Raw genomic sequence first — 22,355 nt, forward strand, 5'->3', positions numbered from 1 at the left:
ATCTTCTGTGCCGACCCGTGCGCGGCGCTTCCGCCTGCTGGAGAAGCGGCGACGACGGCTTGACTGCTTTGATGCCAGCCATGGGCTAGGATAGATATTTAAAGTGTATGCGCAAGGGACTGGCACAGGTGCGGCCGCGCAGTTCCGCCACGCGAATGTTGTTCTGTGGCAGAGCCTATCGTTGCCAGGCATTGGGTCGAGAGTGTGAATCTCTTCAGCTGCTTGTTTTGTGAGTCTGATGCCTGAGTCGCAGGTGGGAATCTGCTTCTTCCACCCTCAGGGGCACTTGACACGGCCCGCCAATCCCTTTGGCAAGGACATCGCCAATGCCGCCCTGTTCCGGGCGCTTGCGCAGCACGGTGGCTTCAGCGATATAGCTGTACTTAACCGGGCTGGCCTCACCGCGGAGCAGCTGGCAACCGAAATAGGTGGCTCCACGGCGGTGCGCTTCGCCACTGCCTCGATAAGCGATACCGCTTTGCCGGCCCGACATGGCGCACTGGTGCGCGGTCAGCCCTACCTCAGCGAGCTTGCCTGGTTGCGCCGCAGCGCAGGCCTCGATCAGGCCTACAGCCTGGTGGGCCTGATTCACACCATCGCGCCGCCCGCCATCCGCCAGATGATCGGGGATGCCGCCCTGGCACCCACCCATCCCTGGGATGCACTGATTTGCACCTCTCCGGCCGTACGGCAGGCGTTACAGGCGATGTTCGAGGCATGGGCCGAGCATCTGGCTGCCCGGATTGGTGCTGTGCGCGCTCCCCGCCCGCAGCTGCCGATGATCCCCCTGGCTGTGGACACCGAGCTGCTGACCCGCCAGGCCGCCGATCGCCAGGCCCGCGCAGCGCTGCGGCAGCGCCTCGCCATCGACGACAACGACGTGGTGGTGCTGTGGGTGGGCCGCCTCTCCTATTATGAGAAAGCTTTCCCCCAGTGCATGTTTCAGGCGGTGCAGCAAGCCGCCCGACGCTGCAGCCGCCGTCTGCATTTCCTCCTGACGGGCTGGTTTCCCGGTGGAGAATCCGAGCTGCGGCTCTATCAGCAGGCCGCTTCGCTTCTCGCACCCGACCTGAATGTGGTCGTACTCGATGGCAACGATCCTGGGCTGCTGGCCCAGAGTTGGGCCGCCGCGGATCTGTTTCTCTCTCTGGTGGACAACATCCAGGAAACCTTCGGCCTGGCACCGGTGGAGGCCATGGCGGCCGGTCTGCCCGTGGTGGTGAGCGACTGGGATGGCTACCGCTATACCGTGCGCGACGGCGTGGACGGCGTGCTGGTGCCCACCCTCGGCAGCCCTGGCGGAGCCGCTGGCGAGCTGCTTGCCCGGCTTCACAGCCTGGAGCTGGAGACTTATCAAACCTATGTGGGTGCCGCTGCTCAACACACCGCGGTGCATGTGCAGCAGGCGGCGGTCGCTATCGCCCGCCTGGCAGATCACCCTGCCCAGCGGCGGGCCATGGGTAACTCCGGCCAGCAGCGTGCCCAGGCGATGTTCTCCTGGCCAGAGGTGGTGCGGCTCCACCGCGAGCTACTCGCAGAACTAGCAGAGCGGCGACGCTGCGCCGATCCTGCTGCGGCCAGCGCCGGTGCCCGCCTGCAACCACTGCGCGGCGAGCCGTTCGCAAGCTTCCAGCACTTCGCCAGCCAGGTGCTGAATCCCGATCTGGTGCTACGTGTGGCGGAGGGCGTCTCTGCAGCAGATCTAGAGCAGCATCTGCTTGTACAGCTCAATCGCCTCTATCCCGGCTTGCGGGGCAACCCTACCGAAGCCCGGACCCTGCTCACCCGGCTGGAAGCCGCAGGCTCCACAGGCCTTCGCGTGGCCGATCTCCTGGCCGCCGAGGTCCCGGAGCGCCGGGCCTGGCTGGAAACCACCCTGGTGTGGCTGGCCAAGCTGGGCCTGGTGGATTGGTATCACGCCCATGATCGCTCCGACTTGGCTGGAAGCCTCGCTGATCCAGTGCTGATGCAATCAGAGCCCTTGTCCTGATGTTCAGAGGCTGTCGCACGTTGCCCCAATCGCAGCCATAAGAGACCGCTCCACATCATGGCAGCGGTCAATGACCATGGTGCTGCCGGCAGGTGGAGATGTAAGCATCCAGGCCGCATTTCTCAAAGCCGCAAGGTGGGCGACGCTGCAGAAGTCCGCATCCTCGATTCCACGTGGCGATCGTCATCAACCGCCGCTTGCCGACTGTTGCCCCGAATCCAACCGTCAGCGCCTTCGCGGATGTGGCTGTCAGGGTCTGTGCAATTCCTCCGGAGCTCACCACCCCGCTTGCCCTTGGCGTAGTGGGCAACCTCATGAGCATCGAGTTGACTGCGTCGGAAGTCACTGATGTGGCTGTGATCAGGCTGCTGGCTGCCCCACCAGCTGGGCTTCATTGATACGCCCTGTTATCGCCGCTTCGCAGGGATCAAAGAGGATGGAAGGCCAGCTAAATAGGTAACAAAGTAACAACACAGGAAATGACGGCTTCAGCGCTCTTGAGAAGAAGCAATGAATCTCTGAGCAGCACAATCATCAGACATGCGTTCTCTCGTCCCTATGGGCATTGAATCTGGTGATGAATGGAAGTTGCGTACAAAGCCAAAAAAAGAGGCCCGCAAGGGGCCTCGGGCGAATCAGGCGAGAAAAGTCTCAGCCGAACTCGACATTGCCAGCCACTAGATCACGATCAAAACGTCCAAGAAGAGCAATGCTGTCATCTTTGTTTAAAGCTCTGTCTGAAGCTGCGGATCCAAGCTCAACTTGGACGAGAAGAGATGCGTTAGCTGCAGTACCGTCAAAGATGACGGCATAAGCAATATCTCCGGCATCACCGGTGACGCCAACCGTGTTAATCAATGAGGCGATCTGGCTCGCAGTAGTAACTCCAGCAAGCGCGGTCGCACCTGAAGTCAAAACACCAGCACCAGTAGTGCTTAGGTTCCAGTCGGTGCTAACAGCAGCAGCAGCCGGGGAAGATCCGGACAGGAGAGAGGTGGAAATCCCAACCTTGTCGCCACCTGAGAAGCTGGTGATGGTGTCACCAACAAGCACCGTGGTTCCATTAGTAGCAGCTACGGAAGCACTGCCTTGGCCAAATTCAGTGTAGAAGAACCTATCAACCGATTGGGTATCTCCACTGAGTGTGTCAGCGCCTTCACCACCCACAAAGGTGATAGAAGCAGGGCCAGAAACAGTTTCCGAACTGATCGTATCGCTGCCTTCACCTCCGAACAGGGAGGCGTCGCCTCTTTCAGTGCCAAAGATTTCATCATCACCTTCGTTGCCGTCAACGAAAACAATGTCATCTGTGGCACCAGCATCGGAAAGATCGATACTGTCGTCGCCAGCGCCGCCGAGGAACGAGCTGTTGTCCAACGACTTGGTGGTGAAAGCAGCATCAGCCACAGTGATTTCATCATCACCCAATGCGCCATCGATCACGCTATTTGTAATGTCGTTACCCGAAAAGCCAAGAGTGATGGTGTCATCGCCTTGACCGCCAAAGATCGAAGAAGCAGAGATAGCACCGACAAACGTAAGGGTGTCATCACCCTTGTTACCGTTGATCAGCGAAGCGGCGAAATCGGCGGTAGCGCCGTTGAATGTATCATCGCCTTGGCCGCCTTGAGCAGTGGTGGCGAGGAAGGAGTCTCCATCGTCAAAGGAGAAGACATCATCCTCGCCGTTGCCATTGAAGAAGGCGTTGTTGTAGGTGGTCGGTTCCGCGCTGGTCCAGGTGAAGGAATCATTTCCCTGCCCACCCCTCATTGTAACGGTGGAGACGGTACCGTCGTACAGGGGGCTGGACGTGGTGTTAAGAAGAATTACGTCATTGGAGGGCTGGGCGCCAAGGAAGTAGTTGCCGCTGCTGTTGACGATAACAATGGAGTCAACCCCGGACGTCCCAACGAAAGAATCAGGAGCGCCGCCGGAGCCTTGAACGGTGGTGAAAGCCAAGGGTCTTCGAAGAGCGAAAGGTAACAGAGTAAGTATACAGCACCTTTAAGGCACTGTCAACTTGTAAAAATCTTACTCATGCTGCCAACCTGGAGCCAAAATGGGAACAGTCAATTGACTGGCACAGCCTGCCAAAAGCATTGGCGCGACATAGATTGAATCAACTATACACCCTAAGGCCTGGTAAAGAAAAGTTGCTTCGGTTAGCATTTGCTTACTGATTAAAGTCGCCGCAGTGAATCTGCCTTGTCCTGGAAGCCACCCAGCAGCATCTGCAGATAGGTGACTTTCCGCAACTTGATGTTGGCCGTCAGGCTCATGCCCACCTGGAGCGGCAGCCGCTGGCCGCTCTTGAGCTTAAGCTGCTGGCTGGCCAGCTGGATCGTGGCCGGGAAGCGGTACCCCACCTCCTGGCTGGACGGGTCGGGGGGCAGGGCGTCGGATCCCAAATGGCGGACGCTGCCCTGCAGCACCCCGAAGTCGGTGGCGGGGAAGGAGTCGATGCTCACATCCACCGGCATGCCCTTGCGCACAAATCCGATATCGGAGCTGGGGATCTCCACCCGGGCTTCCAGGGCGCTGAACGGCACGACCTTCATCACCGTCTCGGTGCTCTGGGCGGCATAGCCGGCTGCTTTGGGCTTGAGGTCAAAGACCACCCCGTCCACCGGAGAGAGCAACACCTGGTAGCGCAGGGTGACATCAGCTTCGGTTATCTGACTGCGCAGCTCACTCTGTTCTGATTCCAGTTGCTGCATCTGTTGGCCGAGGATCGCCTCCTGACGGAAGCGATCCAGCTTGCTCTGCTGCAGCCGGCCCTCGGCTTCCTGCACGGCGTTACGTTGCTGCAGATACTGCAGATCCGGGGAGGCTCCCGCCTTGACGAGGGAGGCCAATCGGCTGAGGATCAGCCTATCCAGCTCCAGATTCTTGATCAGCATAGCGGTTTCTTCCCGGTTCATGGCCAGATAGCGCTGCAGCTCCAGCTGCTTGAGGCTGAGCTGCTTCTGCTTCAGGGCGAGGCTCTGGGCGAGATTCCTTCTGCGCTGGCTCGTGGCTTCGGTGTCGAGCCGCATCAACACCTCGCCAGCCTTCACCTCCTGGCCGTCCTTCACCAGGATCGCTGCGGCCACTCCACCCACCGGCATCTGAATCTCCTTCACCGAGCCGATCGGCTGAAGCTTGCCCTGGGCCACCACGATTTCCTCGGTTTGGGCCAGGGCCAACCACGACACACCAAAGGCGGCCGTACCCACCAGGCCCCAGGTGATTGCCCGCATCCAGAAGCGGGATTGCTGCAGGGCCGTTTCATCATGGCTGCTGGCCTGCACCCGCTGTTCGAGGGCATCCTGGGCGCGCTTGAGCAGTGGCATCAGCCCGGCTCCTGCTGGCGGTAGAGGGCGTAGTAGCGGCCGCGCTGGGCCATCAGCTCCTCATGGCTGCCCATCTCCACGATCGCACCCTGGTGCATCATCACCACCACATTCGCCCTGCGAATCGTGGACAGGCGGTGGGTGATGAAGAACACCGTGCAATCCCGCAAACTTTCCAGCAGGTTGTTGCACACCTGTCGTTCGGTGTCGTAATCAAGGGCACTGGTGGCTTCATCCATCACCAATAATTTGGGGTTGCTCAGCAGAGTGCGGGCAATGGCGATCCGCTGACGCTGGCCGCCGCTCAACGACGCGCCCCTCTCCCCCACCTGGGTGCTGTAGCCCTGGGGAAGCTGCATGATGAAGTCGTGGGCGGCGGCCAGCCGGGCGGCCGCCACGATCTCCTCACTGTCTGCATCGGGGCGGGTGAGGGCAATGTTCTCGGCCACCGTGCCGGAAAACAGCAAGGGGTCTTGGGGCACGATGCCGATCTGGCGTCGCAGGGAATAGAGCTCCACCTTGTCGATGTCGTAGCCATCCATCAACAGACGCCCACTGGTAGGCGCATAAAGCCGCGGCAGCAATTTCATCAGAGTGCTCTTGCCACTGCCGCTCTGGCCCACAATGCCCACGAACGTACCCGGTTCAATCGTCAGGTTGATCTGCTTCAGCACCGGCGCGGCACCGGCCTGGAAGGCAAAGCTGAGATCCTCAAAGCGCACGGCACCGGCGATCGACGGCAGGGGGATCTTGGCCTGGTCGGCCTCATTCGATTCCAGCGGCGTATCGATCACATCAGCAAGCCGCTCAAAACTCACCCGCAGTTCCTGGATGCTCTGCCAGATGTTCGACAGCCGCAGCAACGGCTGTGTGACAAAGCCAGAAATGATTCGGAAAGCAATCAGCTGACCCAGGGTCAGCTCCCCCCTCAGCACCATCGCCGCCCCCACCCAGAGCACCAGCAACTGCGACAGCTTCTGGAGCACCTGGCCGGTTTCGTTCAGGGCCGTGCCCGTGACCGTTTTCTCGTAGGTGCGGGCGATGTACCGGCCGTAGCGTTCCTGCCACTTCCAGCGGCTCACCATCTCGACGTTCTGGGCCTTGACCGTCTGGATGCCGGTAAGCACCTCCACCAGATGGCTCTGGGTGTTGGCGTTTTCCTCGGCGGCCTGGCGGAACTGGCGCCGAAACAGGGGCGCCCCCAGCAACGTAAGGCCCACCTGGATCGGCAGCACCACCAAGGCCACCAGGGTCAGCACCCAGCTGTACATCACCATCACGACGATGTAGATGACCGAGAAGGCCGCATCCAGGGTGGTAGTGAGGGCGGTGCCGGTGAGGAAACCGCGGATCTTCTCCAGCTCGGCGAGACGGGAGCCCAGCTCCCCCACCGGCCGGCGATCGAAATAGCCCAGGGGCAGGCGCAGCAGGTGGTCGATCACCTCGGCGCCGAGGCGTTGGTCGATACGGTTAGTGGTTTCGGCAAACAGGAAGGTGCGCAGGCTGCCCAGCACCCCCTCCAGCAGGGTGACCACCACCAGGCCGAAGCCCAGCACCTGCAGCGTGTCGAGGCTGCGCTGGGAGATCACCTTGTCGATGATCACCTGGATCAGCAATGGGTTGGCAAGGCCAAACAGCTGCACCACAAAGGACGCCACCAGCACTTGCAGGAGCACGCCACGGTGGCGTTTCAACGCCGGCCAAAACCAGCCGGGGCCGAATTTCTGCTCGGGGGTGTTGGTGGCCCGATCCATCATCAGCAGATCGATCCCCTCGGGGAACGCCTCCTCCAGGGCCTCGGGCTTGAGCTGGATCAGGCCCCGCCTGGGTGAGGCCAGGGTGAGGCCGGCGCCGTTGCTGGTCACCGCCAGGGCGAAGCCGCCATCCAAGGCCAGCATCGAAGGCGTTTGCAAGCGGGTGCCCAACTTTGCCGGTACTTTGGCGTTCACAACATGCAGGCCCAGGCTGGCCCCCAGCTGGCCACAGAGTTGCAGAGTTGGCGCTTGGCCGCGGCGCAGGCTGTCGCGCAGCACCTTCTCGATCGAATCGCGGCGGAAGGGCAGCTTCATCTGGGCCGCCAACATCTGGAAGCAGGCCAGGGTTTCCTCCAGCGGGCCTTCGCCTCTCACCAGGCGGAAGCCGGCCATCGGGTCAGCCTGGCCCAGGCTCAGGCTGCTGCTGGTGGGCAGGGGCGGCGCTTCGGGGATGGCCTGGGTGGCGAGCTGGGAGCCCGCCGACATGGCTGGCATATCGGCGCTAAGGCGAAGGCCCATGGCTTCAGGCAGGCTGATCACCCGCAGGCCAAAGGGCGGTGAAGCCTGAGGCAGGGGGGCGGCGGGATCCAGCCCATCGCCCAACTTGGCGCTGGGGCAGTTGGCACTGGCCACAAACAGCCGCCGGCCTTCGGCCTCCTGCTGGCGCTTCAGGGGGTCGTGGAGGGCGGCCTGTGGCAGGATCCGGGCCTCCTGCACCAGGCTGGCCAGCTTGTTCAGCAGCGAGCCGTCGGCCTGGGCATCCCGGTGTTGCAGCAGCTCCAGCAAGGCGGCCACTTCACTGGGCCACAGGGACTGGTCGCACCAGCTGCGGAAGCTCGGCTCACTGCCGTACAGCTCCACGATCAGCTGATCGGAGATGGCGGCCACCACCACCTCCTGGGCGGCGGTGACGGCCTCACAGGGGGCGGCCCGCAGCAGCGAAGCCAGGCCCACAAACGTGCCGGGGCCCAGGCGCGCCAGGCTGGCCAGCCGGCCCTGTTCCTGGCCCAAGAGCCGGCACTGCCCCTGCAACAGCACAAACACCTGGGCCGGCAGGGCGTTGGCCTCGGTGAGCGTCTGGCCGATGCGGAAGCGCACCAGCTGCAGCTGCTGCCGCAGCCGTGCCTCGCCCGCCTCGCTGAGCTGGGCAAAGGCCTGGAACTGCCTCAGCTGCAGAGTTTCGCTGTCTATGCCGGGCTGGTTGGTGGCCGTGTTGGGTCTGGTCTGCGTCATGCGGGCGCCGTCATGACACCTGAGACTGAGTAGCTCTTGATTCTACGGGTTGTCTCCTCGCCAATCCAGTGATCAAACAGTTCAGCGGCCATCATGTCGGCCATGGCCTCATCGAACGTGGCGGGGGTGTAGCTCTCCAGTCGCACCACCAACCACCAGTCAGTGAGCTGGAAGGGTTGCATCAGCACACCGGGGCTGGTGGTGCGCAGCCGTTCGGACAGCACCGGATGGGCCTGGGTGAGGGGCACGGGCCCCACGATGCCATTGGTCTGCTTTTCCGGTCCCTCGGCGAATTCCTTCGCCAGCGTGGCGAAGCTGGCCTCCTCGGCCTCCAGCCTCAGGTAAAGCTCCCGGGCCAAGAAGCGGTCCTTCACCCGCAGCAGGCTGTACACCACCCGATCCAGCTGGTTCTTACGCGACAGGAAGTGGGCCTCCGCCTTGTGGCGGAAGTGCTCCCTGCAGTGGGCCCGGATACGAAGCGGCAACGCGATCTGCCAGGCGAGATCATCGGGGCCAAGGCCGTTGGCGCTGAGGAAGGCCTGCACGGCCGCCTCGCCATCCAGGTTGTTCTGCCGGAAAAACTGCTCCTGGGCCTGCCGCAAGGCCTCCGGATCGAGCGGTTGATCCGCCACAGCCTCGGCCACCACACGGCGTTGTAACAGGCTCAGGAGAAGGCCGTGCCGGCTCAGCTCCGCCAGGATCTCGTCTCTCATACCGCCCAGCCTATGGCGCGATGGCCTTGGGCTCCACCCTCCCCCCGGCCCGTAACCTTCCCAGGGCCATCCCTCCCGTCCCTTGGGCAGCCCCATCCAGCTCCTCTGCCACCAGCGCGGTGCCCTCGGGCTGCGGCTCGGCTGCGGCCCCGGACTGCGGCCAGTGCGGGCCATGGAACAGGTGCAACAGCTGTTCGAGACGCACAGCTTCTGGGGCCAGGGTCGTTCCATGGCTGGGCTGCATCGGATGCTGCGGGGCAGCGAGGCGGTGGTGAGCGCCTGGCACGACGACGTGCTGGTGGGCTTCGGCCGCGCCACCAGCGATGGGACCTACCGGGCCGTGCTCTGGGATGTGATGGTGGCCCGGCACCAGGAGGGGCAGGGCCTGGGTCGCCGCCTGGTGGCCGCCCTGTTGGCCGCACCGCCGGTGGCCTCGGCCGAGCGGGTGTATCTGATGACCACCAACAGCCACGGCTTCTACGAGCGCCTGGGCTTCCATGAGGCCACCAGCCAGCGGCTGATGCGCCTCGGCTGAGCCAGGGGGGCCCCTGATGGTGCATGATGGCTGTGTTGGCGGCGCTGCCGCTCAGAACGCCTGCTTCGAGCAGGTGATCTGCGGATGTAGCTCAGTGGTAGAGCATCTCCTTGCCAAGGAGAGGGTCGAGAGTTCGAATCTCTTCATCCGCTTGTTTCATCAGCCGAGATGAGCTGCGGTTTCTGCGCTATCGCCCCCTAGCTTTCAGGACGGTCTTGACGGCCTTCATCAGGATCAGCAGATCCAGGGCCGTGCCCCAGTGGCGCAGGCATTAGAGGTCGTAGCTGAGCTTGCATTAGGCCTCCTCGACACTCGCCGCGTAGGGGGCGCACACCTGGGCCCAGCTGCTCAGGCCCGGTGGCAACCAGTGGCGCTTGCGGTAATGGGGAATGCGGGTCTCGAGGTCGAATTCGAGCTCCGGCCGTTCGGGGCGAGGGCCGATCAGGCTCATGTCGCCCACCAGCACATTGAGCAGTTACGGCAGTTCATCAAGCCGCACCCGTCGCAGGAACGCGCTGGTGCGCGTGATGCGGTCGTCACCGCGCACGGTCCAGGTGGCGGGGGCCTCCCGATCCGTCTGGCGCATCGTGCGCAGCTTGTAAAGACGGAACACCTGGCCCATCCAACCGCTGCATTCCTGCACATAGAACACCGGTCCCTGGTCCTCCAGCCAGATCAGCAGCCCGGCCAGGGACATCAGGGGCAGGGTGGCCAGCAGCAACAGCAGGGCCACCGCCACATCGGCACCCCGCTTGAGCTGGCGCTGCACACTCAGGCCATCGGCCCAAGGGATGTCCTCCAGGGTCTAGGCGTCCTCGGAGAGCAGCGCGGGCAGAAGGCGTTGTTGCTGGGATGCCATCCGTTCCAGCAGGCTCGGGAAGCTGGACTGGCGATGGTGGACCATCCGGCGCAGGGCCAGCCGTACGGCCAGGGCCCAGACGCTAAGCCAGACCAGCAGCAGCAGCTGGATGCGACGGTGACCGAGGGTGACGGTGGGCGGCAGGCTCAGCGCCCAGTAGGCGAGCACCACCGTCAACGAGGTGGCCAGGGCCGCCATCCCCAGCCGCGCCAGCACCTGCCCACCACCCCAGCGCGACAGGCGCATCAAGGTGTAGCTCCCGAACAGCCAACTGAACCCGACGCAGGAGAGTCCGAAGGGGATCAGCCACTGCGGATGCTTCTGCAAACCGGTGTCGTGGCTGGCATCCATCAGAGCGGCGCCGGCAGCGACTCCAAGAAGATCCAGAACCGCACAAAGGGCCAGCACGCTGCGTGGCCTTTGCAAAAACACGTGTGTCCACCCAAAGGGTCGTCGCTCAGACCACCAGCAGGCTCATGCCCCAGTTCACCAGCACCAGGGCCACCCAGGCGGCGCCGCCGATCAGGATCAGGCGGTTGGAGCGGCCGCTGTCCTCGGTGCTCGCGTAGAGCACCTGCACTGCCACGATCAGGGCGAAGGACATCACCACCAAGGCCAGAACGGTGAGGATGTTGAGGATCTGCAGGGGGCAGGAAGGCTCGAGGCCGGATCAGGCAGCGTGGGCGATCCTGCCAGGCAGAACGGGGGCCTCGCCCGCCACCGGAGCCATCCTTCACACGTTGTCGGTCGCGAACACATCATCGGGCACCGCCAGGGCCCCCAGCCCTGATGCGGCGGCGTCCTTGGGCAGGACTAATTCAAAGTGTGTCACAGGCGCTCTGGCCTGGGCTCCCAGCATGGGTTGGCTCGGTGTTATCGCCTCCTCCTTGTGCTCAACACCGCCTCTGCCGCAACTGATCTTGATCTGAATCAGTTTCCTGCAGGCGATCCCGGATGCCCGCATGCGGCATGGGGTCCGCATTCCGGCCTGGTATCTGCTGCTGGTGGCGGTACTCGGGATCCTGAGCGGCTGCGAAAGCTTGCGAGATCTGGAGCGGTTCGCTCGGCGCCACCATTCGGTGCTCGGTGAGCAGCTGGGTCTTGAACTGCGGCGGCCCCCATCGGATTCGGCGTTCCGCTACTTCTTCCTGCAGGTGGACGTAGTGGCCCTGTGCGCGGCCAACCGCGACTGGACGATCGCCCAGATCCCAGGTGGTGCAACGGAACTGGGCCAACTGATTTGTGTAGCCCTTGGGCTTCCGCGCAGCGGTTGGCAAGACACTGCGGGGTTCGATCGAGCCCACCGCTGGCGGTGGTTCGGCGTTCATTGCCCAGGTGACGCTGTATTCTGCCGCCCTGGGTGTGGCGATCTCCCATGCCTGCTACGCCACCGGTGAGAACCACGAGCGGGCGGTGCTGAAACAACTGCTGGGCGAGCTCGACCTGGAGGGGGTGCTGATCCAGGCGGATGCCCTGTACATTCAGCGCCCGTTTTTCAACAGGTCCAGGAGCAGGGGGACGACTTCCTCCTGACGGTGAGCCAACCAGAAGACACTGCATCGCCAGATCCGATGCCAGTTCCAGGGGAAACGCCACATCCCTATTGAGGCAAGTGTTTTCGAGGAGGGTCATGGTCGTGCCATCACCTGGACGCTCCGCGCCAAACAGGCACCGGAGCACATCCGTGAAACCTGGAGCGGCACCAGTTGGATTGTGGAGATAGCCGCCGTCGGGACCCGCGACGGCAAGACCTTCCGGTAGACCCATTTCTTCCTCACCAGCTTGCGCACCACCCCAGAAACCCTGCTGCAACTGGTGCGCGACCGCTGGAGCATTGAGAGCTGGCACTGGATCCGTGACACCCAGCTCGATGAGGACGCCCATCGCTACCGGGGCAACGGCGCTGGAGCAATGGCAACGCTAGGGACGGCAGCCCTCAAGCTGCTCCGACTAGCTGGGTATCAGTCAATCCGAGCCGGCATGCGGGCCGTAACTCACGACATCACGGCGCTACTGGCGATGGCGCGGCGACAGCCGGAGCTAAGACTTTGAATCAGCCCTGCGTCCTTGGGGATAGAAGGGGCTGGTGGGGCACGGGCAGCTCCTGCAGGGGCCAGTCGATACCGATCGCCTGGTCGTTCCAGGCATTGAGCATAACTTCCTCAAGCCACTTGATAATACACAAGTGAATTGGACCCATTTGCCAACTCAACCTGCTGAAAGACCGGCAATACATCTTGCGCATACGCTGGAGTTTCAACTCTGCGATTGCCGGGATCCGCCGCAACAACATCCTGGGTAAGGACAGAAATCAAGGCCCAGCTATCTCCACCGTTCGTGCTCTCGCTGACCGCAACAACTCTGTCGCCATCGATAATAATATCATAGGTGATCTTGATCGTGCCATCATCCATCAGGCTGATCTGCATGTAGTTTCCACTGGGTTGATCCGTGATCACAAGAGGCTCATCCCATGAGTCCGTATCATTATTGTATCGCAAGTAAACAACTCGGCTCTCACCGTTATTCGTGGCAACATGGATGTTGCCGTCCTCATCGGTCAACGAGCTGAAATGGGTGCCATTGGGATCATTCTGACTATTTCCCTGGATCAAGATTGTCTCACTGACGCCCAGGCTGCCACCAGGGGACGCGCCTTTCGAAAACTCAGTCCAATTCAGAGTAGCTCCATTGGTATAAAGGAGCCCAAAGCCATCATCCAATGCAATGACGTTGCCCGACATCCTGCCGTCATTCGTTGTATTGGGAATTCCTTGATTGAGGACCGTCCATGTTGCTCCTTGATCATCGCTCTGAGCGACCCTCAGGCTGGCCCGTCCTGTTGACCTGTCAGTTGCAGTAAACGCTACAACGATCGTGCCATCCCCGGTGACTGCGATGGACGGCCGCTCAACCCTGAGGGACGCAGGACTGGGTGGGAGTACCGTCGATTCAATTGTCCAAGAAACGCTCTCTTCCGAATACCTCAGGATGGCAAGAGCGATCCCGCCGCCTTCAATCGTATACACTGAATAGAGCTTGTCATCAACGATCACGCCATCTGAACGGGAAGAAGCAGTGGAGTTCGCCAGCGTGACAGTTGCCTCCCATGTTGAACCATTGTCTATACTGGAATAGAGTGAAAGCTGGCCATTTGTGTTGGCCATCACGTGAACAGCGCCATCGTCAGTGACCCATGAATGATCCTGAAAACGCGAGGAGATCATGCCCTCATTACCGTTCGTGATCGTAGTGGAAATCCCGGTGATGACATCCGGGCTACCAGGGGCACCAGGGGCAAACAGGATGGTGCCAGTCACAGAGAAAGCGGCAGGATCAGCTGGCGAGTTGTTCGCGATGATCTCATCCAAGTCTGCGCCAACCAGTGTGATTATCCCTGCATTGTCAGGGTTGGAAAAGCTATACGCTGTGGCGAAGATCTGACCAGAGGAATTGGCATTAACAACATTGTTTCCCTGCAGATCGGCGAGGATTGAGCCACCAGTTGACTCCCTTCCATTCACAACTGCTCGAGCCCTCAAAAGAATGCCATCGCCCTCTGACTGGAGGATCGTATTCGAATAAAGTTCAATGTTAATGCTCGAGCCTTCATACGACAGAATCTTGATTCCTTCTGCAGACTGGCTGCTCTGGATGGGATTACCCGCAAGTGTTGAGATCGTATTATTCCACACCATGGCTTCGCCAACATTTCCATTGACTCCGGCAATCAAGTAGATTCCATCTGCATCGTTGCCGAGCGTAGTTACTTCATTGCCTTCAACTTCAACGGCCTGGATGCTACTGTTTCTTAGCACGTTAATGTATATTCCATCTGATTCCAATTCGAATCTATTGTTTGAATCACTGCCAACGTCTCCCGTGGTCAGAATCGTGTTGCTATTCACGGTTGCCTGTCTGATCGTTCCCCCATCCAAGCTGCTCAAGTAAACACCTTCGGAGAGAGGTCCCGACGTTGAAATGTCATTCTGATTCACTTGCACAGATCCAATCGAGCCAGATCCAGAGGCCAGCACGCGAATACCATGTGACATGAAGGCTCCATCCGTGCTGATCTTGTTCCCAATAAGACCAAGGCTATCAAGGTAACCATTGGAAACGACCACTTCAATGCCAGCTGTTTGTGCACCACTGGCTGTGATCATGTTATCGAGAATCTGGAGATCGTTGGTTGGGGACGTAGTGGCACGGCTTTCGGTAACAAGGATGCCACGATTCCCATCGCCAATCGCGGAGATCTTGTTCCCTGAGATGGTATGGGTGTTGGCACCTTGCACCAAGATACCCGAACCACCATTGCCACCGAATTTATTGGAGAACGTGTTGTCCACCATTTGCCCTGTGAGGGGATCCCTCAGAGCACCAATCGTGTTTTGACTTGAGTTGGCTGTGATTCGGATCCCATTACCCGAGTTGCCCTGGCCAGTGACACCATCGAGCATCAAGCCAAAGAAGTTATTCTGAACAGTGATCCCATTCGCATCAAGCCTGAGGCCATCACCACCGGCATCATTTAGTGACAACCCTTGAAGGCTTGATCCCGCGGCTCGGCTGCCGCGGAACACTAATCCTGCTCGACCATTGAAATCAATGGCAATGCCGGGCGCACTCATTTCATTAAACAAGCCACTGATCGCCACCCGGTCAGTAATAACGGGCAAACTACTCAAAAGACTGATTGTTCCTCCAACAAGAGAGGAATCAAAGCCAATCGAATCGAACCCGACAGAACTATTGGCACTAGTGATTGCCCATCTCAGGCTCCCAATCCCTTGATTGGCCAGGGTTGTTACAAGAAAGTCCATTGCAGCCCACAACCTAAACGATATATCCTGATGTTATTGCAATAATTCTTATACTTTAGCAGTCCGGGCAATGATCTTTATAGTTTGCAACAGTTAGGCCGCCTGGATGGCTCTGAAACCGAAGCCAAGTGCCTCACAGGTTCTTTTGCCTGAGCTGCGAGGATTGGCTTGGTCAGTGGAGTTCACTCCCCTCAGAGTCCATGCCAACGTCTACCGAAGTTGATCAGTTTCTGATCAACTCATCGGGAAGATCCCTGATCCCCGCATAGGCAACGGTGGCTACCAGGAAGGAGGGCGCTGATCCGTTCCCTTGCCCAGGCTCAAGGCGCACTTGAAGCCCGGCTGAGCCAAATCCAGCGACAGCCGGCTGCTGATCATCGCTGAACAAGCCACGCACTGACGATCAACGGCAACAGCCTGTCCTGTGTCCATACTGTCGCGGCGCGTCGTGGTGAATCAGCCGGTCGACGGCGGCCGCAGTCAACCGCTTCGCAGAAGCCTTTGGCAACGATCCGCTGGGGACGATCTCGTCCCCTTTCCGGAACGGGTGGTTGGAGGTCACCAGCAATCAGGTCTTCAGCTCGCTACGGCGCCGTCAGCTCGTAGCTGGCCTTGGCCTCCTGCAGCGGGATCACACTGCAGCTGCGGCCAGCGCAGCCGGCATTCGCTGCGATCGCCTGGCTCGGAACAACAATTAGCGGCATCGCACATCCACACTTAGGCCATGAAGAGTGCTTGTAGTGTCATACGCAGATGCTGGGCTTGCCAAACAGAACGCTATTGATCAACTGGTCGAAGCCAGGCCTGGCGGAGTATCTCGCATGATAGGTTTGAACATAGGATGGGCCATTGGGGCCGAGACGCCGAACCTTGCTGAGATCATTTTCAATGATCGCCTTAACTTTTAAATGATCTGTTCCGTCGTAGCAAGAAGGATAAAGCATGCCAAACTCTCCATTCTCTATCGGCTCCCTAAAGCCAACAATATCGGGAGCAATGATGGGGACCGACAGAGACGCACATTCCAAAGCCACCAAGGGCATGCCCTCATATTCCGAAAAGAAAACAACGACATCACAAAGGGACAAGAAGCTTCCGGCATCCTTAACATTGCCTACATAGCTGAGGCTGCCATACTGTGAAGCGGCTTTTTCAACGGTGCTGCGCAATTCACCATCTCCTCCCATGAGATAGGAGATGCCGCTGTTAGCTTGCGTGGATTCGACAAGCCTCAGAAACTCATCGGGCCGTTTCTGCAAGTCTAAACGGCCTAGAAAACCAACAATCAAGTTAGTGTCTGGGATTCCTAGCGCCTTGCGGCTATATTGAGCAGAAGCCTGTTGCGATTGCAGGCGCATCGGCTTTACCTGGTTGTGCACGACAAGGACTTTGCTTTCATCCACGCCATAGCGGCCGCAAATGAAGTCTTTAAATGTCTCACTGATGACGATATGAGTATCAATAAAGTCCTTGTAGTAATTGCTCAGGTCAAACCAGCTCAGGGTGCCAGTGGCTCCGGTGCAATGGAGCAAGTCAACAACACGGACTGAGGGGAAGTACCTTTTGATCAGCGGCGTAAGGCAATAAAGGTGCGGATTACTCATGATGATGATTGCGGCAGGCTTGTGAATGCAAATCAATGCCCATAGCGCTTTGATCCTGCCGATTGGCGATGTGCTCAGCTCTTCCAGGATGCCCGCACACAGTGACACAGAAGAAAACTCCTCGCTGAAGTACTTATTCTCAGCACGCCCAAGAACGACAATATCCAACAACTCTCGGCCTTGAATCTCCGTGAGATATCCACAGAGATCCAACAACACCTGCTCCGCCCCGCCAGCACGCCACCAATAATGACCAACCAGAACGCTACTGGAGCCAGGGCTGAGTGCAGAGAACTTAGAATAGATGTCGTCAAAGCTACTGCTACTGTAATTGATGCTTTCCGATAATCCGCAAAACTGCTCACATGGATTGGGGAGGAACCTAAGAGAGACCAGTTCAGAGATCAGCTTTTTAGGCCGAGCGATCGCATAAAACAGGTAGCGCGTCTTAACCCGTGCCACCGGTGTATCAATTTTCAAGAACTGCCTCAGCAACATTGCTAGCGCTTGCCTTGAGTAATACCTAGGATCAAGTGGGGATGTCGTATTCTCTGATCCAGATCGCGCTTTTATATAATTTAGCTTGGCCCCTGTCATGAACGGCAGACGACAAAGAAACATTCGCCAATGAACATAACGGCTAGCGAGTGCGAGCTCGGGAGACCTCGTCATCATGCTTTTAACGTTTTTACGGTAGTAAAAGACGATGGATCTATTGGGCTCTCCATACCAGCCCTTTACAAGCAGGCTCATATAGGTAGCCCAGTCTTCATACCACTTGATGCCACCAGCAACTGTCTTATCTCTTTGCCCCTTGATGGATTCCCATGCTCTCTTTCTAAACATGGAGGCTGTTGCGCAATAATTATAGACGAATAGCCTTCTTATGCCAAAGTCTTCAGCAGGCGAGAAGTTTTGCTCAAACCCAAATCCCACAACGTTTGGATATGTCCAGCCAATCTTCTCGCCTGACATCATTGTCGCCAAGCCTTTGAGAAGATAGTCAGAAGAGACGAGATCGTCGGAGTCAAGAAACACCAGAAAGTCACCCTTGGCGATCTTTGCGCCGAAATTGCGAACCTGAACCAATCCAGTGTTAACGGCAAGGCGCTTAACCGTCACATTATTGGCACAACTAGAGGACTGGCCCTCAATCACATCAAGCAAGTGCCGAGTATCCTGGCTAGTTGAATGGTCGTCGATAAGGATAATTTCATAGCTACTGGGATCAAGAGTTTGCTTGCATGCGCTCATAAATGCCGCCTCAAGCTGATCTGGTTTGGTATTGTATACAGGTATCACTACAGATGCAAGCATGAATAAATGATCGCCGATTTCCAATATAGTAGCACACTAAGCACTTTCCTGCCAAGATTTTCGCCTACACACACTCTGGAAGCGATGGCGATTCATAGGGAGTTCAGGCTCACATAAAAAGCTGGCATTCACTCATTGACGGCAAGAACCTCTGCACTCGTTGGTTACACATGGAAGGGAGCCCCACAAAGGATAAATGCGCTGCAGCATCAGACCCATAGAGGGAGGCGATACCGAAACCACTTCAAGGCTCCCACGGCGATCAACACCCCAATTGTGTTGATGGCAAGAGAGAGAAATTGATCTCCCAGCTGTAACTGACCATCAATCAAGCTGTCCCTCACCGGTGCAAGCGCTTGGTAGAAGGGATTGAAGTCAGCGAGAACGCTGAGATCCCCGAGGCCTTCCCGCTTGTAGAGGATTGGAGAAACAAGAAAAAGAAGCTGGAGAAGAATCGGCATCAACTGGGCAAAATCCTTGAAGCGGGCTCCCAACACGGCCATCAAAACGATGATCCAAAACGTGAATAGGCATAGGTTGATCAATGGTAGCCAGATGTAGTGAACAGCATTCAGGAGAAGGCCTGGATCAATCAATGCGAAGGCGAGGAGGACAACCACAAAGGCCTGGGCGAACGTCTGGAGCTGGAAAGCCCATTCCTCCAGGCAATAGAAGATGCTCGGCATCGCATTGTTCACCATTTGGTCACGGCGCAGCAGGAATAGGGTGCTGCCTGAAAGCGACGCCATGCTGACGAACCCCCAAATAGTGACACCGAAGCCGAGATAAATCATGTAGCGGAGAGGGTCGGCAACCTTCAGGACAGTGCCGTACACAACCCCTAAAACGCCGACACTCAATAGATTGCTCAGGCCCATCCAAAAGCTACCCAGGGTGGTGCGGCTGAACCGAGCCAAGGTGCGCAACCAAGCGCTGTACCACCATGCACGCGCCGTGCGGCACGCATAACCGAGTCCATGGCCCATGGCGGGCTTTGCATCTCGCAGACTCATATCCCTCAAAATAAGCTCCTGCATCGCTCAGCCCACCCCCTTGGTGTAGGCCTCGATCGCCTCCTCTAGGGAGCCATCAAACGCAAGGTGCCCGTGCATGAGAACCACTCCCCTGGTGCAGAATTGGGCGAGCAGATCATTGGAGTGGGAGGCCAAGATGAGGGTTCCCGCTTCCCCTAAGAAGCGTGTGAGCTGATGCCGGGCTCGCAAGAGGAACCACTGATCACCAGCCCCTAGCCCCTCATCTAGCGCCAAGGCTTCATGCCTGAAGGCGGTAAGAAGCCCGAATTGCAGCCGGGTGCGCATGCCTTCGCTATAGGTGCGAATCGGTAGATGGATGAAATCAGCCAATTCCGTAAAGGCAGTGAGTTCCTCCAAAAAAGCGTCAAATCCCTTGATTGTGTTGCAATTGAAAAGATAGTGGGCGCGTGCAGCGTGTCTGCCAGTGAGATCGGTGTCCACCCAAAAGTTTTTATTGATCAGTGGAACCACCCGACCATAACGGCGGATACTGCCACTGCTTGGCTTGTAGATGTCACAGAGCAACCGCAAAAGGGTGGATTTACCAGCACCGTTATGGCCCAGCAACGCAACTCGCTCTCCTTTATTGATTGTGAAGCTGAGGTTATTGAGAGCGCGCACCGAGACTCCTCCTCGCTTGCCGCGGTTCAGCAGGCCGCCAGTGAGCCCACCGACAAGCGCTGCTTTGAGCGAACGACCGCCAACGCCCTCCACCGGAATGTCGAGGCAAACCCTGTCAAGCTCCACCAGCGGCTGATCACCAGGACTGGAGGCCAAGCCTCTCCTTGAAGAAAGCGTCACGCTATCAGTCAACGTAACATTGTGCTAGGTAGCACTTGCATCAGGCTGCCCATTTCCAGGGCCTGCAGCGCATAGCTCCAGCCCAGGTTGCTCTTGATGCCGGCCCGCTCCAGCGCCTGCTGGAGGGTGTCGGTGGTGAGCACGCCGAAGATCACCGGCACGCCCGTATCGCGGGCCACGGCCGCCACGCCCTTGCTCACTTCGGAGCAGACGTAATCGAAGTGGGGCGTGTCGCCGCGGATCACGGCCCCGAGTGTGATCACCACCTGATAGCGGCCCGAGGCCGCCAGACGCTGCGCCACGAGGGGAATCTCGAAGCTGCCGGGCACCCACGCCACATCCAACTGCTCGCTGCTAGGGGTGACGTCGATGCCGTGGCGAGAAAGCGCATCCAGGCAGGCGCTGAGCAGCTTGCCCGTGACCAGGTCATTGAACCGGCCCACAACAATGCCGATATGGAGGCCGCTGACCTCGGTGAACCGTCCTTCGAAAACCGCCAAGGGCCTCAGACCACGAAGTAACTGATTCCCCAGTTGAGCAGAACGAGGGCCACCCAGGCGGCCCCACCCAGCAGGATCAGGCGGTTGGAGCGGCCGCTGTCTTCGGTGCTCGCGTAGAGCACTGGCACCGCCACGATCAGGGCGAACGACATCACCACCAGGGCCAGAACGGTGAGGGTGTTGAGGAGCTGCATGGGACCTGCGGGGCCTGGGGAGGGCAGTGCGACGATCTTCCCACGTGGGATTTCCCTCACCTGCGGGCGGCCGCGGGATCCTTCACATCTTGTGGGGAGCAGCTGGCCCGGGGCCCCTACCATCGCTGCAGCCAGGAGCCGCCCGTGGGCGCCGACGCCGATCGCCAGCTCTCGTTGGTGCCTGAGGAGGCGCTGCAGGGCAGTCTGTTCGGCGCCGCCGAGACCGCAACCGCACAGGGCGAAGGAGGCAGCAGCAGCCCGGGCGATCTCGACCTGGAAGATGGCGCCCTCGCCGCCGCCGCTGCCGCCCGGCCCCGGGCCCACTCGCGCCGCAGCCTCTCCACCGATCCCGACACCGACGAAGCCCCTGCCAACGCCGCCGGCGAAGCCAGCCCGCAGGACGTGTTGGCGGAGGACCAGCCACGCTGGCATCACCACAGCCTGGTGGCGGCGGAAGCCCTGCCGCCGATGCTGCGGCACTACGCCGAGCTCAAGCGCGCCCACCCCGAGCGGGTGCTGCTCTACCGCCTCGGCGACTTCTTCGAGTGCTTCTTCGAGGACGCGATTCAGCTGTCCCGCCTGCTGGAGCTCACGCTCACGGGCAAGGACGCCGGCAAGGCGATCGGCCGGGTGCCGATGGCCGGCATCCCCCACCACGCCGCCGAGCGCTACTGCAGTGAGCTGGTGCGCCGCGGTCTGAGCGTCGCTCTCTGCGACCAGCTGGAGACCACTGCCGCCAAGGGGGCGCTGCTGAAGCGCGACATCACCCGCGTGCTGACCCCCGGCACCGTGCTGGAGGAGGGGATGCTGGCCGCCCGGCGTAACAACTGGCTCGCGGCGGTGGTGCTGGAGCAGGGCGATTGGGGGCTGGCGGTGGCCGATGTGAGCACCGGCGAGTTCCGCCTCAGCCAACGGCAGGGGAGCGATGCCCTGCACCAGGAACTGCTGCAACTGGAGGCGGCCGAGCTGATCTGGCCCGATCCCGACGCCGCGGCGTACCCGGACGGCACCGCCGCCAAGCCGGCCTGGTGCCCACCGGCCCTGCACCTCACCCGGCTGGCGCGCACGCCGTTCAGCCTGCCGGAGGCGCGGCGCACACTGCTGCAGCGCTTTCGGCTTGCCACCACCGACGGTCTCGGGCTGGCGGAGGCGCCCCTGGCCCTGCGGGCGGCGGGCGGGTTGCTGCGCTACCTCGACGACAACCAGGCCGGCGCCCGGAGCACCGCCGCCGGCGTGGTGCCCCTCGATCCACCCAGCCTCCGCTTCGCCGGCGATCAGCTGGTGCTCGATGCCCAGACGCGGCGCAACCTGGAGATCACCCGCACCCAGCGCGACGGCCAGTTCCACGGCTCGCTGCTGTGGGCCCTCGATCGGACCATGACCGCCATGGGCGGCCGGGCCCTGCGTCGCTGGCTGGAGGCGCCGCTGATGGACCGCGCCGCCATCCATGCCCGTCAGGAGGGCGTGAGTGAGCTGGTGGAGCAGCGCGGGCTGCGGCTGGCCCTGCGCCGTCTGCTGCGGCCGATGGGCGATCTGGAGCGGCTGGCTGGGCGGGCCGGTGCGGGCACCGCCTCGGCCCGGGATCTGGTGGCCCTCGCCGATGGCCTCGAGCGGCTGCCGCGGCTGGCGGCGTTGCTGGCGGCGGCGCGCAGCGAGCCCCTGG

The 22,355-nt window shown here is 60.1% G+C and carries 18 protein-coding genes, 1 tRNA gene and 2 pseudogenes; 8 read left to right on the plus strand and 13 right to left on the minus strand.

Annotated elements, in window-relative coordinates; translation table 11 throughout:
* The first annotated feature begins 286 nt into the window (after nucleotides 1-286).
* Both KBY86_RS13160 and KBY86_RS13165 read left to right on the plus strand, forming a co-directional pair.
* Nucleotides 287-1,990: a glycosyltransferase family 4 protein gene (locus tag KBY86_RS13160; RefSeq protein WP_255141436.1), complete on the plus strand. Its 1,704-nt coding sequence runs from the start codon at nucleotides 287-289 to the stop codon at nucleotides 1,988-1,990.
* Between the two features lie 173 nt (nucleotides 1,991-2,163).
* The gene (locus tag KBY86_RS13165) at nucleotides 2,164-2,388 is read left to right on the plus strand and encodes a hypothetical protein (RefSeq protein ID WP_255141437.1); all 225 of its coding nucleotides are present in this window, start codon (nucleotides 2,164-2,166) and stop codon (nucleotides 2,386-2,388) included.
* A gap of 253 nt (nucleotides 2,389-2,641) precedes the next feature.
* Here the strand turns inward: KBY86_RS13165 and KBY86_RS13170 are convergent, their stop codons facing one another.
* From KBY86_RS13170 to KBY86_RS13185, 4 genes are all read right to left on the minus strand, one after another.
* Nucleotides 2,642-3,949 (minus strand): calcium-binding protein, encoded by a 1,308-nt coding sequence (locus KBY86_RS13170; protein WP_255141438.1) that lies wholly within the window; start codon nucleotides 3,947-3,949, stop codon nucleotides 2,642-2,644.
* A gap of 221 nt (nucleotides 3,950-4,170) precedes the next feature.
* On the minus strand, nucleotides 4,171-5,322 hold the full coding sequence (locus KBY86_RS13175) for an HlyD family secretion protein (RefSeq protein ID WP_255141439.1): 1,152 nt from the start codon (nucleotides 5,320-5,322) through the stop codon (nucleotides 4,171-4,173).
* Nucleotides 5,322-8,309 (minus strand): ABC transporter transmembrane domain-containing protein, encoded by a 2,988-nt coding sequence (locus tag KBY86_RS13180; RefSeq protein WP_255141441.1) that lies wholly within the window; start codon nucleotides 8,307-8,309, stop codon nucleotides 5,322-5,324. The genes KBY86_RS13175 and KBY86_RS13180 overlap by 1 nt, the downstream gene beginning before the upstream one ends.
* Nucleotides 8,306-9,022: a peptidylprolyl isomerase gene (locus KBY86_RS13185; RefSeq protein ID WP_255141442.1), complete on the minus strand. Its 717-nt coding sequence runs from the start codon at nucleotides 9,020-9,022 to the stop codon at nucleotides 8,306-8,308. Before KBY86_RS13185 ends, KBY86_RS13180 begins: the two co-directional genes overlap by 4 nt.
* Before the next feature lie 82 nt (nucleotides 9,023-9,104).
* On the opposite strand from KBY86_RS13185, the gene KBY86_RS13190 reads away from it, so the two are divergent.
* Both KBY86_RS13190 and KBY86_RS13195 read left to right on the plus strand, forming a co-directional pair.
* Nucleotides 9,105-9,557, plus strand: coding sequence for a GNAT family N-acetyltransferase (locus tag KBY86_RS13190; protein ID WP_255141444.1), 453 nt, complete (start codon nucleotides 9,105-9,107; stop codon nucleotides 9,555-9,557).
* An 80-nt stretch (nucleotides 9,558-9,637) separates the two neighbouring features.
* Nucleotides 9,638-9,709 (plus strand) — tRNA-Gly (locus KBY86_RS13195).
* A gap of 143 nt (nucleotides 9,710-9,852) precedes the next feature.
* Here KBY86_RS13195 and KBY86_RS13200 read toward each other — a convergent pair.
* From KBY86_RS13200 to psbZ (KBY86_RS13210), 3 genes and pseudogenes are all read right to left on the minus strand, one after another.
* Nucleotides 9,853-10,326, minus strand: a pseudogene (locus KBY86_RS13200) (sugar transferase).
* 36 nt (nucleotides 10,327-10,362) lie between these two features.
* Complete coding sequence (locus tag KBY86_RS13205; RefSeq protein WP_255141446.1) at nucleotides 10,363-10,767, minus strand: hypothetical protein; 405 nt, start codon at nucleotides 10,765-10,767, stop codon at nucleotides 10,363-10,365.
* 106 nt (nucleotides 10,768-10,873) lie between these two features.
* Complete coding sequence (gene psbZ, locus KBY86_RS13210; protein ID WP_255141459.1) at nucleotides 10,874-11,062, minus strand: photosystem II reaction center protein PsbZ; 189 nt, start codon at nucleotides 11,060-11,062, stop codon at nucleotides 10,874-10,876.
* Nucleotides 11,063-11,354: 292 nt separating this feature from the next.
* Between psbZ (KBY86_RS13210) and KBY86_RS15330 the strand changes: the two genes are divergently transcribed.
* From KBY86_RS15330 to KBY86_RS13220, 3 genes are all read left to right on the plus strand, one after another.
* Complete coding sequence (locus KBY86_RS15330) at nucleotides 11,355-11,813, plus strand: transposase family protein (protein WP_399221563.1); 459 nt, start codon at nucleotides 11,355-11,357, stop codon at nucleotides 11,811-11,813.
* Nucleotides 11,752-11,949, plus strand: coding sequence for a hypothetical protein (locus KBY86_RS13215; RefSeq protein WP_255141447.1), 198 nt, complete (start codon nucleotides 11,752-11,754; stop codon nucleotides 11,947-11,949). Before KBY86_RS15330 ends, KBY86_RS13215 begins: the two co-directional genes overlap by 62 nt.
* A gap of 249 nt (nucleotides 11,950-12,198) precedes the next feature.
* A complete protein-coding gene (locus KBY86_RS13220; RefSeq protein ID WP_255141448.1) occupies nucleotides 12,199-12,468 on the plus strand; it encodes a hypothetical protein in 270 nt (89 codons plus the stop codon).
* 110 nt (nucleotides 12,469-12,578) lie between these two features.
* Here KBY86_RS13220 and KBY86_RS13225 read toward each other — a convergent pair whose 3' ends face one another.
* The 6 genes from KBY86_RS13225 to psbZ (KBY86_RS13250) all read right to left on the minus strand — a co-directional run bounded on the left by KBY86_RS13225 (nucleotide 12,579) and on the right by psbZ (KBY86_RS13250) (nucleotide 20,692).
* On the minus strand, nucleotides 12,579-15,242 hold the full coding sequence (locus KBY86_RS13225; RefSeq protein WP_255141449.1) for a sialidase family protein: 2,664 nt from the start codon (nucleotides 15,240-15,242) through the stop codon (nucleotides 12,579-12,581).
* 743 nt (nucleotides 15,243-15,985) lie between these two features.
* Entirely contained in the window at nucleotides 15,986-18,187 is a 2,202-nt protein-coding gene (locus KBY86_RS13230; RefSeq protein WP_255141450.1) for a glycosyltransferase, read from the minus strand.
* A gap of 185 nt (nucleotides 18,188-18,372) precedes the next feature.
* Nucleotides 18,373-19,149, minus strand: a complete 777-nt coding sequence (locus tag KBY86_RS13235; protein ID WP_255141451.1) for an ABC transporter permease — start codon at nucleotides 19,147-19,149, stop codon at nucleotides 18,373-18,375.
* Nucleotides 19,150-19,203: 54 nt separating this feature from the next.
* A complete protein-coding gene (locus KBY86_RS13240; RefSeq protein WP_255141452.1) occupies nucleotides 19,204-19,974 on the minus strand; it encodes an ABC transporter ATP-binding protein in 771 nt (256 codons plus the stop codon).
* Nucleotides 19,975-20,006: 32 nt separating this feature from the next.
* Nucleotides 20,007-20,498 (minus strand): 6,7-dimethyl-8-ribityllumazine synthase, encoded by a 492-nt coding sequence (ribH, locus tag KBY86_RS13245; protein ID WP_255141454.1) that lies wholly within the window; start codon nucleotides 20,496-20,498, stop codon nucleotides 20,007-20,009.
* Between the two features lie 5 nt (nucleotides 20,499-20,503).
* Nucleotides 20,504-20,692, minus strand: coding sequence for a photosystem II reaction center protein PsbZ (psbZ, locus tag KBY86_RS13250; RefSeq protein WP_094511131.1), 189 nt, complete (start codon nucleotides 20,690-20,692; stop codon nucleotides 20,504-20,506).
* Nucleotides 20,693-20,836: 144 nt separating this feature from the next.
* Between psbZ (KBY86_RS13250) and KBY86_RS13255 the strand changes: the two are divergent.
* Nucleotides 20,837-22,355: pseudogene (locus tag KBY86_RS13255) on the plus strand (DNA mismatch repair protein MutS); the annotation flags it as partial.

Origin of the sequence: Synechococcus sp. Lug-A (assembly GCF_024345655.1) — a bacterium.
Taxonomy (GTDB): domain Bacteria; phylum Cyanobacteriota; class Cyanobacteriia; order PCC-6307; family Cyanobiaceae; genus MW101C3.

Excerpts from the sequence above, each read along its gene's own strand:
- KBY86_RS13225 (WP_255141449.1), bottom strand. The coding sequence starts at position 15,242 with ATGGACTTTCTTGTAACAACCCTGGCCAATCAAGGGATTGGGAGCCTG.
- KBY86_RS13185 (WP_255141442.1), bottom strand. The coding sequence starts at position 9,022 with ATGAGAGACGAGATCCTGGCGGAGCTGAGCCGGCACGGCCTTCTCCTG.
- KBY86_RS13205 (WP_255141446.1), bottom strand. The coding sequence starts at position 10,767 with ATGGATGCCAGCCACGACACCGGTTTGCAGAAGCATCCGCAGTGGCTG.
- KBY86_RS13235 (WP_255141451.1), bottom strand. The coding sequence starts at position 19,149 with ATGGGCCATGGACTCGGTTATGCGTGCCGCACGGCGCGTGCATGGTGG.
- psbZ (WP_094511131.1), bottom strand. The coding sequence starts at position 20,692 with ATGCAGCTCCTCAACACCCTCACCGTTCTGGCCCTGGTGGTGATGTCG.
- KBY86_RS13180 (WP_255141441.1), bottom strand. The coding sequence starts at position 8,309 with ATGACGCAGACCAGACCCAACACGGCCACCAACCAGCCCGGCATAGAC.
- KBY86_RS13175 (WP_255141439.1), bottom strand. The coding sequence starts at position 5,322 with ATGCCACTGCTCAAGCGCGCCCAGGATGCCCTCGAACAGCGGGTGCAG.